Annotated in this window: 2 protein-coding genes and 1 pseudogene; 1 reads left to right on the top strand and 2 read right to left on the bottom strand. The window is 39.5% G+C overall.

The annotated features are described in order from the left end of the window. Nucleotides 1-56: 56 nt before the first annotated feature. Nucleotides 57-11,264 carry a PKD domain-containing protein gene (locus BB050_RS20440; protein WP_066034916.1) on the bottom strand — a complete coding sequence of 3,736 codons (11,208 nt, stop codon included), beginning with the start codon at nt 11,262-11,264 and terminating at the stop codon, nt 57-59. 606 nt (nt 11,265-11,870) lie between these two features. Here BB050_RS20440 and BB050_RS21990 point away from each other — a divergent pair. Continuing rightward, nucleotides 11,871-12,377: a hypothetical protein gene (locus tag BB050_RS21990; RefSeq protein WP_066034915.1), complete on the top strand. Its 507-nt coding sequence runs from the start codon at nt 11,871-11,873 to the stop codon at nt 12,375-12,377. 196 nt (nt 12,378-12,573) lie between these two features. On the opposite strand, the pseudogene BB050_RS20430 reads toward BB050_RS21990, so the two are convergent. Next, nucleotides 12,574-13,026, bottom strand: a pseudogene (locus tag BB050_RS20430) (transposase); the annotation flags it as partial. Nucleotides 13,027-13,051: the final 25 nt, after the last annotated feature.

Here is a 13,051-nt window from a genome sequence, read left to right as displayed (position 1 = left end):
TAGCCAATTCTATTTTGGTTAATCCTATTCTTAAACTTTTCATTTTCTGGATGGTTTTATTTTAGGTAAACCCATCCAGAGGTTTTTTTAGACCCGTCTCCTAAATCGAGAATATAGAAATAGGTGCCCTCAGGAAGCGTTTTGGCAGAGCCGTCTGCTTTTCCGTCCCAAGTATTTTTATAGCCTTTTTGGTAGTAAACCAAATTACCCCAGCGGTTAAATATCTCCAATTGATTATTAGGATACCTTTCTATACAATCAATATAGAAGAAGTCGTTCTGGCCGTCATCATTTGGTGAAAACTCATTGTAAATTTTCAGACAGTTTGGAGAAACGGTTGCGTTATCCTGATTGTTTGCCGAATTGGTGTCTATCTGATCAAGTTTTGTCAAATGTGCTGTGTTCAGATAATCATTGAAATCGACCACTTTAACTGTTAAAGTCAACGTTTGAGAAGCTCCAGTATTGATTGATGGAATGCTCCAAATGCCCGTTTTGGGATCATAAGCTCCTGAAGTTACAGTTGAACTTACAAATGAGTATCCTTTTGGCAATGCATCCTGTACTTCTACATTTGTAGCTGTTAGGCCTCCGCTATTTTCTGCTGTAATGGTAAAAGTTACCTGAGAATCCATTGGCACATCGGTTTTATCTACTTCCTTGTTTATAGCTATATCTGTAGCAGGAATATTGATAAATTCAGAATCTTCGTCGTCTTCACTTTGATCTCCGTTATCATTATTTGGAGTAGAATCCGGGTCAAATTGATTACTGGCCGTCACTTGGGCAATATTAACATAATCAACACTTTCAAGTCCAAGCGGATTGGCAACAGTTGCCTGATAGGTTAGCGCAATACCGCCTACTGGAACTGTAAGATTTACCCATTTTATGATATCCTTGCTGAAAACGCCCCCACTATTAATATTCGAAATATTTTTCAATCCAAGTGGTATCATGTCTTCAACTGCGACTCCAGTCGCTGTACTTGGTCCATCATTATTAAGCAGAAGCGTATATGTTACTACTTCGTCTACATTTGCATTTTTGTTATTGACAGTTTTTTCCAGACTTAAATCGGCAACAGCAATATTTATTTGTAAACTGTCGTAATCATCTTCTGTTTTAACTCCATTATTAGGTGTTGAATCAGGATCGGGTAGGTTACTGGCAATTACTTCGGTTTCATTTATATATTCATTAGCCGCCCCAGTTGGTGAGTTTACACGAGCGTAGATATCCAAAGACTGGTTGGTTCCGTTTACAATATTGCCAACATTCCAAACGCCTGTGACATAGTTGTATAAACCGCTAGTTGGACTACTTGTTAAATAGGTAAATCCAGGCGGAAGCAGATCTTTTACCATTACGCCGCTAGCATCTGCAGGACCATCATTTGATACTGTAACAGTAAAAATAACTGTCGCGCCAACATCATAAATAGTATTTGCATTTAGGGCTGTTTTACTGATAGATAAATCTGCCATAACAATTACAGGCGTAACAGAAATGCTATCATAATCATCTTCTGTAGTGATTCCGTTTCCAGGTGTACTGTCCGGATCGTATTGATCTGCGGTCATGATTTCTGCTGAGTTCAAGTATTCGTTGGCAGTGCCTGTAGGTCTCTTTACGAAAACATTCAATACTAAAGTATGGCTATTACCAGGCAGTATAACTCCCGGTTTCCATTCGCCGGTAAAGCGATTGTATGCACCAGAGGTTGAGTTATAAAATATATAATCATAACCTGATGGAAGCACATCTTTAATGGTAACGCCAGTAGCAACACTAGGTCCCGAATTGGTTACCGTAATAGAAAATGAAATTTGTGAGCCAACAGCAGGTGTAAGGATATTGTCAATAACTCTTTTTTCTATTGATAAATCTGCGACTGCAGGAACAGGATCAATTAAAAGAGCACTGATGTCGTCTTCATTAGTAGCGCCGTTATTAGGTGTAGAATCTGGATCCAATTCATTTGAAGCGTAAACTTCAGCTATATTTTGATAAATTCCTGTTGCATTAACTTTTGCAGACACCAGCAAAGATTCGGAACTACCATTTGGTATCGTTCCAATATCCCAGATTCCGGTTGAATTATGATATTGTCCAGCGGTTGAGCTGTATACCATATATTCGTAACCGCTTGGGAGCAAATCTTTTACTTTGACACCAGTTGCATTTTGCGGTCCGCTGTTTTTTACCGTTATTTCGAAGGTAATGGTCGCTCCAAATATTGGACTTAAATTACCACCGACTATTGCTTTTATAAGTGATAGATCGGCCATTGGAACAGTTGGAACGGTTGCTATTTCAGCATAATCGTCTTCTGTCGTATTGCCATTATTTGGCGTAGAATCTGGATCAGGAAGACTGCTTGCTGTAACTTCAGTTGTATTTAAATAATTGCCCGAAGCATTTACAATAGCGGTCAATTGAAGTGTCTGCGAATCGCCATTCGGCAATGAGCCAATAGTCCATTTTCCTGTTGCATTGTTATAAGTTCCTTTTGTAGCGGTAAAATTAGAATAGGTATAACCTGATGGAAGCAAATCAGTTACTTCAACCCCTGTTGCATTTTGTGGGCCTTGATTGGCTATTACTATTTCAAAAGTTACGGGAGTTCCAATTAACGGAGTGGCATTGTTTACCGTTTTGGTTAGGGATAAATCTGCTGATTGTCCTAACGGCGAAGTGGTAGCTGTTCCATAATCATTTTCAGTAGGAATGCCGTTGCTTGGAGTTGAATTTGGATCTGGTAAATTGCTGGCAGTTACTTCTGCAATATTGGTATAATCTCCTGTAGGATTTACAGTAGCAGTTATTCTTAGAACTTGCGAATCTCCGTTTAGGAATGTGCCAATTGTCCATTTTCCTGTTGCGGCATTATAAACTCCTTTTGTAGCGCTATAAGTAACAAAAGTATACCCAGAAGGTAGTAAATCGGTTATTTCTACACCAGAAGTATTCTGTGGACCATTGTTGGTTGCAATTATTTCAAAAATAACTGGCGAACCTACTAATGGAGTGGCATTGTTAACCGTTTTAGTTAACGATAAATCTGCAGCTTGAGCATTTGGAGTAACTGTCGCTGTTGCGTAATCGTCTTCTGTTGCAACACCGTTATTTGGAGTCGAATCAGGGTCAGGAAGTGCACTTGAAGTTACTTCGGCAACGTTAATGTAATTTCCTGTAGCATTTACTACAGCGAGAATCTGTAAAGTTTCTGATTTCCCATTAATTAGATTGCCGACTGTCCATAATCCTGTTGTAGGATTATAGGTTCCTGTAGAAATGGTAAAATTAGAGTAGGTATAGCCGCTTGGAAGTAAATCGGTAACCGTTACGCCCGATGTATCTTGCGGACCATTGTTAGTTACAACTATTTCAAAAGTAACTAAGGAGCCTACTAACGGATTAGCATTATTGACTGTTTTGGTTAAAGATAAATCTGCTGCTTGCGCAGTTGGCGTTATGGTAGCTGTTGCATAATCATTTTCTGTTGGAACACCATTATTAGGAGTTGAATTAGGATCAGGAAGATTAGCCGCTGTTACTTCGGCTATATTTACATAATCGCCAGTGGCATTTACTGTAGCTGTAATTTGAAGTGTTTCAGATTCACCGTTTGCTAAATTACCAATATTCCATACTCCATTCGCAGGAGTATAAGTTCCTGTAGAAACTGTAAAGCTACTGAAGGTATATCCTGAAGGCAATAAGTCGGTTATTTGAACTCCTGAATTGTCTTGCGGACCATTATTGGTTATAACAACTGTAAAAGTAACTGATGAACCCGCTAATGGCGTTGCATTATTTACCGTTTTGGTTAAAGACAAATCAGAAGATTGGGCTGTTGGAGTAACTGTTGCTGTTGCATAATCGTCTTCTGTGGTAACTCCGTTATTGGGAGTAGAATCGGGATCAGGCTGACTGCTAGCTGTAATTTCGGCAGTATTTGTATAATTTCCCGCAGCATTAACTACAGCATTTATTTGTAAAGTATGATTTGATGCAACAGGCATATTTCCAACTGACCAAAGTCCTGTTACGGCATCATAACTTCCAGCTGTTGCGGTATAAGATGCATAGGTGTAGCCTGAGGGCAATAAATCGGTTACTGCTACATTATCTGTGGCTTGCGGTCCTGCGTTATTTACCTGAAGGCTAAAAGTTACTTGTGAACCCACAAGAGGCGTAGTATTGCTTACTGTTTTAGTTAATGATAAATCGGCCGATGTTGTTATTGGTGTTGTTGAAGCTTCAGCATAATCGTCTTCAGTTGTAATTCCGTTATTCGGAATAGAATCGGGATCAGGCTGGCTGCTAGCTGTGATTTCTGCACTGTTAGTATAATTTCCTGCTGGATTGACCAAAGCTGTTATCTGTAAAGTATACGAATCTGTGACTGGCATATTTCCAACATCCCAAAGTCCTGTACCAGGGTCATAAGTTCCAGTTGTTGCACTGTACGACACGTATGTATAGCCCGAAGGCAATAAATCTGTAACGGTAACGCCGTCTGCTTCTTGCGGTCCAGAGTTTGTAATCTGAATACTGAAGGTTACCTGAGTGCCCACAAGCGGAGTAGTATTGCTCACTGTTTTAGTCAGCGATAAATCTGCTGATGTTGGAATTGGCGTTGTTATAACCTCTGCGTAATCATCTTCTGTTGTGATTCCGTTATTTGGAGTGGAATCAGGATCAGGAAGATTTGCAGCGGTAACTTCGGCTGTATTTAGATAAATGCCGTTTGGATTAACTCGGGCTACAATTTGAAGCGTTTCAGAATCACCAGCCACTAAATTGCCAACTGTCCATATTCCTGTGGCAGTATCGTAGGTTCCTGTTGAAACAGTAAATCCAGTAAATGCGTATCCAGATGGGAGCACATCGGTCACCTGTACGCCAAAATTGTCTTGAGGGCCATTATTTGTTACGACAATTTCAAAAGTAGCAAGCGAGCCTACCAATGGTGTTGCATTATTGACTGTTTTTGTTAATGACAGGTCTGAAGATTGAGGGATAGGAACAGTAGTTGCCGTTCCATAATCGTCTTCAGTAGTTACGCCGTTGTTAGGTGTCGAATCAGGATCGGCAGTATCGCTATTTGTAACTTCAGCAATATTTGTGTAATCTCCTGTTGGGTTTACTATGGCATTGATCTGTAGTGTTTCAGACTCACTGCTTCTTAATATGTCTAATGTCCATAATCCCGTCGTATTATCATACGTCCCACTTGTGGCATTAAAACTACTATACGTATAACCAGAAGGCAATAAGTCGGTTACCTGAACAAGTGCTGCATCCTGCGGGCCGCTGTTTGTGGTTATAATGGTAAAAGTTACAGTAGATCCAACCAGCGGAGTTGGGTTGCTTGCCGTTTTTATTAATGATAAATCCGCAGAAGGAGGGATAGGTGTTACTACAGCATTGTCTTCATCATCTTCGCTTTGATCGCCATCATCATTATTAGGTGTACTATCAGGATCAGGAAGGTCGCTCGCAATTACTTGAGTTATATTGAGATAATTACCTGTCGGCAATACTTTGGCATCCAATATAAGAGACTCGGTAACACCAGAATCAACCGTTCCGACATTCCAAATTCCAGTAGTACTATCGTATGTTCCTGCAGAAGAGCTATAGTTTACATATTCGAAACCAGAAGGCAATAAATCGGCTACTTGTACTCCAGTGGCATTATTTGGACCGTCATTTGTTATTTTAAGTTCAAACGAAATTTGGCTTCCAACCACAGGGCTTGTATTGCCTGCCACCACATTTTTAACTAAAGATAAATCTGCAGATGGTCCGATAAAGATAATTTCGGCATCATCTTGATCATCTTCGGTAGGAATATCATTATTTGGGACACTGTCAGGATCAGGCAGATCGCTGGTTATGACTTGGGCAACATTCAGATAATTTCCTAAAGGATTAACAAAAGCATTAAAGGTAAGATTCACATTCGAATTAGCTGGAAGATACAGATTTCTCCATTCTAGAGTAGCAGTGGCCACCTGATAAGTGCCACCATTTGATACTGATCCCGGAATAAGCGTATAGCCAACAGGAATAACATCTTTTACACCAACTCCAGTTGCATTTCCTGGGCCTAAGTTATTCACATTTATAGTGAAGGTAACTTGTTCACCTGCTGCGGCTGAAGTAGGAGTGACAGATTTTGTAAGTTCCAAATCAGCTTGCTTCAGCGAAACAGAAGCTGTAGATATATCATCTTCTGTTGTAATACCATTTCCAGGCGTACTGTCTGGATCAAGCTGATCTGCAGTCTGAATCTCTGCCGTATTAAAGTAATCGTTCATAGACGTCACAACATTTACTTTAGCGGTAATTTGTAAAGTGAGCGTATTTCCATTGTTTAAATTGCCAACATTCCAAATTCCAGTAAGACTATTGTATTTTCCGGCTCCATTGTCACTCACGTAAGTGTATCCAGGAGGAAGCTTTTCTGAAACCGTTATTCCAGTTGCATTATTTGGTCCGCTATTAGTCACCGAAATGGTAAAAATGACATTGTCATTTATACTAACTGTACTAGGGGAAACTGTTTTTTTAAGCGATAAATCGGCTAAATCTAGTACTACAGTAGCACTGTCTTGATCATCTTCCGTAGGGTTTTGATTATTTGGCGTACTGTCAGGATCAAATTGATCAGAGGCGATAACCTCTGCGGTATTTACGTAAGATCCTCCTGCAGGTAATATGGTAGCTTTAAATGATAAATTTAAGATACTACCGCTTGGAATGGTCAAATTACTCCAAGTAATCGTGTTATCGCCAACATTGTATATTCCTGCCGAAGTAACAGATCCTGCAACAAGTGCAAAGCCAAGCGGAATATAATCACGTACGGCAACATTGGTGGCTGTAACAGATCCGCCTAGTGCATTGTTGTTGAAAACATTAATATTGAAAGTAACTACGTCACCAGCACTTCCTGTTGTAGGGGTTACAGTTTTGGTTAATTCAAGATCCGCTACAGCGAGTATTCTAAGAGTCATAGTATCAGATGAAGGTGTACAGTTTCCGTTTGTTACATTCCATTGAAGTGTATAGATGCCAGGAATAGTCCCAGTTACTGCAGTTGTCGGACTAGTAGGATCTGTAAATCCTATTGTGCTTGGGCCAGCTACCTGAGTCCAGCTGCCAGTGCCAACTGTTGGAACAACAGCATTCATATTGATAGGAGAAAATTGAGGCACAGTCTGATCTGGCCCTGCATCGGCAGTTGAAGGATTCTGATATATCGTTACAAGAACAGAATCCTCAGAGAAACATCCGTTTAAATTAGTTGTAGTTACGGTCCACTTAAATTCATACGTGCCAGCGATTAGCCCTAGCATTAATGAATTTTCATTATTTGGAGATGCAATGCCAGCTGTGTTTGGACCAGAAACCTGTGTCCATGTTCCTAAACCTGATGTTACCGTAACAGCATTCATAGTAGCACTGGTCAAATTGCAGAGTTCTTGATCAGGACCAGCGTTTGCTATAGATGGCGGGACATCATTGAAAGTTATTTCTACCTGATCTGAAGTAGGTTGACATAGTGAAGGATTCGTAAAAGGACCATTAGTAACTGTCCATGTTAAGATATAAGTTCCTAAAACATTAATATTGGATAAAGTAGTAACAGGACTGTTCGGATTGTCAATCACTGCAGCTCCTCCAGGAGGCTGAGAGAAAAACGTCCAAGTTCCAATACCAACCGTCGGAGGAACCGCCGCAGTCTTATAAGTGGTCTGACAGGCAACGGTATCATCAGGACCTGCATTGGCAGCACTTGGCGGTGCGTTCATTTCTATTCGCACAATATCTGAAAGAGTTCGGCAATCATTGCTTTTGAATACCCATTCGAGGATATAAAGCCCTGGAACGGTTAGATTTGAGACTGTTGTCAATGGTGCTGTTGGAGTATCAATAACAGCTACACTTCCAGTGGGCTGATAAACAAATCGCCATTCAAATGTTGTAACATCTGGAGGGGGAGTATTTCCGCTCATGGTTGCAACACCGCCAACATCACTAATACATAATGTTTGGTCTGGACCTGCGTCTGGATCAATACTGGCACCGCTAAAAACAGTAATATTTACAGAATCTGAAGTTCCGCTACATGTAGCGCCATTTGGAAATGTAGTAGTGCTGGTAGTGAATGTAAAGACATAATCATTTCCAGGAACTACAGTTGCATTAGCAATATAGCTATTTGATGGAGACTGTGTAATGATAACATCAGCGGGGTTTCCTGTTGTACTGGTCAGTGACCAAGTTCCTGTTGAATTTTCGTTGGCTATAAGCTGTACACTTGTAACATCACAATAGGTTTGGTCTTGTCCCGCATTTGCTGCTGGGTCAACTACTACAACTACATCATCAAAACTGCCTGGACATAAAAAGATGCTTTTTGCAGTTATCGTCCATCTAAATGTATATGTACCTGCTATAAGACCATTAATTTCTGTATTTGGATTGGAAGGGTCTACAATTAGAGGCTGATTGGGAGAACCAGTAAGTACAGACCACTGGCCTGATTCGAAAAAGCTATCATAGGCATTGCCTGCCATGGTAACTGTACTGTTGTTGCATATATTTTGATCTGGACCTGCTGCAGCCTGATCAGGAGGAAGTCCGATAGTTAGATTGATATCGTCAAATGCCTGACCACAAGTACCAGCATCAACTGTCCATCTGAAAATGTAATATCCACTGTAGGAGAAAGTAAAAACAGCATTTGGATCATGAATATCGCTTATGGTGTAATTTCCAACGCCAGAAATTCTTGTCCATGTGCCAGTTGATCCGCCACTTTGTGTAGCAGCCATTGTTACCGTATTACCGCAAGTTTCCTGATCCGGTCCCGCATCAGCAATTGGAGGAGTTTGCGCAACAGTAACAGATACGCTGCTTTCGCTCGGAAGACAGGTTCTAAACCTTGAAATGATTGACCATGTAAAAATATAAGTTCCATTTCCAGGAACGGTTACCATTGTGTTTGGATCATTTACGTCTGTAAAAACAACTCCAGCCGATGGTTCAACGCTCCAAGTACCAAAATCGGTTAGTGCCGGTGTGTTTCCGCTAAGATTAAAAGTGGTTGTTCCTGAAGAATAGCAGGCATCTGGTCCAGCATCTGATGTCGTGGGCGCATTGTTATTATCAGTTATGATAGTTACGGTATCAGAAACAGAGCCACCGCAAGAAGGTCCTGGATGCGAATAAGCAACTGTCCATTGCAATTCATATGTAGAAGAAGGCGTTAGAAAACCAGAAGCAATGGCATTTGGATCATTTACATCTGAAAAAGTAATTGTATCTGGGCCCGAAACTTGACTCCAGGTTCCGAATTCGCCAGCTGAAGCTTGGACAGCGGTAAGGGGTACTTGCGAACCAGCACAAGTAACTTGGTCAATTCCAGCATCTACATCGTCTATAGAACTGTCAGAAACGTAAACAGTTACTGTCGCCACTGAAAAACCACATGTAGCACCGCCTCCTTTTGTGATGTATTGGAAGACATAGGTTCCAGAAATAAGATTGCTAACTGGTGTATCGACTGCAAAATTATCATCAATTACAGCTGTATTAGGACCGCTGAGCTGACTCCAAAAATGCAAGCCGTCATCTGTGCTTACTCCAGAAAGAACAGTTGTTGTATCACCGCAGGGCAGACTAACATCGGTTCCTGCATTTGATGGTGTAGGATCTCCAGAAACCAAAATGTTGAGGGTATCAAAACCATAATCACATTCTACAGTTAATGCTCCGCCTTGTTTTCTGATAAATTCAACTGTATATTCACCAGGTGCAGTAAGAGTCAGAGTAAGTGAATTTCCAACATCTGCCAATGCAGTAGGAAAAGGCCCTAAAGGAGAGAGCGGAGGGCCGCTAACGATGCGGTATTGATTGGAACCAGTTCCAGTTACTGTGAGTGGAATTGTAAAGACAGTCGCATTACAGCTTCCCACAATGTCTTTTCCATCATTTGCCACAATAGTCCTTGTTTGCCCATTATATTGCACGATATAATCTTTGGTGAAAATACAGCCTGTATTGGTATTTGTGAGAGTGTAACGAAAACGATACGGATCGCCTCCCTGAAAAATATTGGTTACCAATGTGGTAGGGTTTGTTGGCGATACAATTACAGCGCCACTGTCGCCAGAGATCTGAGACCAGGCCACCGTTTCACCTGCGTAGAGAGGAGTCTGCGCAACAAGAGTTACCTGATTTATAGTATTGTCGCAAAAATATATGTTTTCGTCTCCACCCGGCAGCTGTGTTACATCCTGAGTTGCAGGCGGTACAGTGATTACAACCGTATCATTTCCTGAAGCGCAAGGACCAGTAACTGTCCATCTGAAAGTATAAGTGCCTTCAACTAGATTTGAAATTCCTGTATTATTGGCATTTGGGTTGGCTATAGTTGGTGTATTAGGTCCGCTTACAAATGTCCATTGCCCATTTTGGCCATTAAGTCCGCAGCCACCATAAGTGCCATTTAAGTTAGTTGATTGCGTTGTAGTGTAACAATTGCTTAAAGTCTGGTCTGGACCTGCTGAAACAGGTTTTACGCCTCCATAATTGGTTACGGTTATTTGGGAAGTGGTTCTGCAACGTTGTCCAGGAGCATATTCTGGCCCTTCAATAACCCATTGAAGTGTTGTAACGCCACAGCTAGTTTCGGGTAGAGTGATGGTTGAAGTGGCTAGATTAGGGAAATTAATGACAACTCCTGCATTATTGGCTCCTACGATTTCCCAATATCCTGTTTCTCCTGTGTTTTGCGGAGTATTTGCAATAATAGCCAATGTACCATTGTTATTGGGACAGCTTGCGATATTGGCGCCAGCATTAGCCTTTGTTATGGGTTTAACATTTACTACTTTATCCTGATACGACACGATACCATCACCGCAGGTTGCACTATATCTAAAAATATAAGTATTGCCTCCTGTATAGCCTGAAATTGTTGTGCTTGGACTAGTTGGCGAATTGATTGTTACTGCAGGTCCCGAAATCTGTGTCCATTTGACTGTGCCGATAATTGGACTCGGATTATTTCCAGTCAAAACCAGCGCGTCTGTCTCACAAATGGTTTCATTTAAAACTCCAGCATTTACAGTACAGTTTTGAGCATTGGTTTGATAAATAGTGAGGAAAACTACTAATGCAGTAAAAGCCAGTTTTTTTGATAAAGTGCAAATTCTCCAGGAAAAATAAAATTGTGCCATAAGCAATCAGGAATAAAAAAGGCAGCACAGCAATTTATAACCACCTTAAATTAATAAATTGATTTAAGCATTAATGTGTAGTTATCTTAATCTGATTTTGGGGAATACTCAAATTTAAAGAAACAAAGTCAGGAAATTTTTTTTTCTATGTTGCAGATTATAAAATGAAACACGAAAAACAGGTTTTGAAACAATAAAATGGAATATCATCAAATAAAAATGCTTTAAATACAGAATTTAGAGCCTTTTCAATGCTTTTTTATAAATGTTTTTGAATATTCTAAATCGTAAATCCTTTTATCTGATTTAAATCGAAATTTTGCAATTCAGTATTCATTATGACGGAGAAAAAACAGCTGTAAAAAGGCTGTAAAGGCGTTTTTAATTTTGTAAAAGCAATGGTAAAAAACTTAACATTGGATAAGTATCTGATTTGTAAATGAATACAATCTGGTTTTTATGCTCATGAAAAACTTAACATTGGCGAATAGGTTTTTCAATCTATCTTTGTTTATTATTTTTTGATGTTAATTTAATGATTTAATAACATTAAAAATTAGTTTAATCCAAAATAAATTTAATCAATTTCTTAAAATTAACAGAATAATGGCAAAAGAAGTGCTTACTAATGAAATCGATCAAGAGGTAGAAGCTAGTCCAGTTATCTCTAATGATGAAAACGAGCAAAAAGATGCTCTGGTTCCAGAATCTGAAGCGGTTGAAACTCTAGAAAAACCTAAACCAAAAAGAGCTCCGAGAAAAACTGCAGAAAAAGAGGAAAGCACAAAAGAGGCAGTGCAAGAACCAAAACAGGCAGAAGAAGGAGAGGAAACTACATCTGAAGCAGCGGAGACATCAGAAGAAAAAGAAGACCAGCCAAAATCTAAAAAAAATAAAAAAGTGAAAGAAAAAGAGAAAAAAGAAAAACTGAAAAAGAAAAAAGCTGCAGCTAAGAAAAAAGACAAAAAGAAAGAGAAGGCTAAAAAAGCAAAATTAAAAGCGAAAGCTAAAAAGAAAGCCAAAGCTAAAAAAGCTAAAGAAAAAGTAAAGGCAAAAAAGATAGCTAAAAACAAAGCGAAAAGATCGAAAGCTAAAAAGAATAAGAAGAAATAATGGAGAATTAACAATTGATAATTCGAATTGTCAAGCTGAGAGAAATCGAAGCTTCTGCAATATTTATAAAGCCACAGATTATAGGATTGATACAGATTTTAAGAAATCATTTTAATCCTAATAATCTGTGGCTTTTTATTAATGTCTTGCGTTAAAAATAAAAAATTGATACTCATAACATAATTCACAACGTACTATTTTCTGCTTTTTTCTTTATTGCGAGTTTGTCTATTTTTTGAAGAAATTCTGGATCAAATTCAGAATAGGCTTTTAATCTGTATTTTTCGTCCCTGATTTTCATAACCAGACGAATTTTCTGCACCATCATCCAGATAGGTTCGTAACGTTTATGTCCTAGTAAATATTGAATTTTGAGAATAGATAATCTTCTGTGCGAAAGCGTCATCAATTCAATGCAGATCATCCAGTATCGAATCGGAAGATTGGAGTTTTCCATTACAGTGCCTGAGCGCAGGCTAGTGCGGCTGCCACATTTGCGACACTGAAATTTTAAATCATTCTGACGGAAAGAATGCGCATTATGTCCGCATTTCCTGCATAAAAGTCCGTTTTCTAAACGTTTGTTTTTAAGCTCTTCAATACAGGTTGCTTCATCAGAATATTTTTCAAAATAGGCGCGTAGCTCCATCTATACAAATCCATTATTTACATTT

The sequence above is a fragment of the Flavobacterium anhuiense genome (assembly GCF_001705175.1).
GTDB lineage: Bacteria > Bacteroidota > Bacteroidia > Flavobacteriales > Flavobacteriaceae > Flavobacterium > Flavobacterium anhuiense.
The sequence above is the reverse complement of the archived record's forward strand: the minus strand, read 5'-3'. Positions and strand labels throughout refer to the sequence as shown.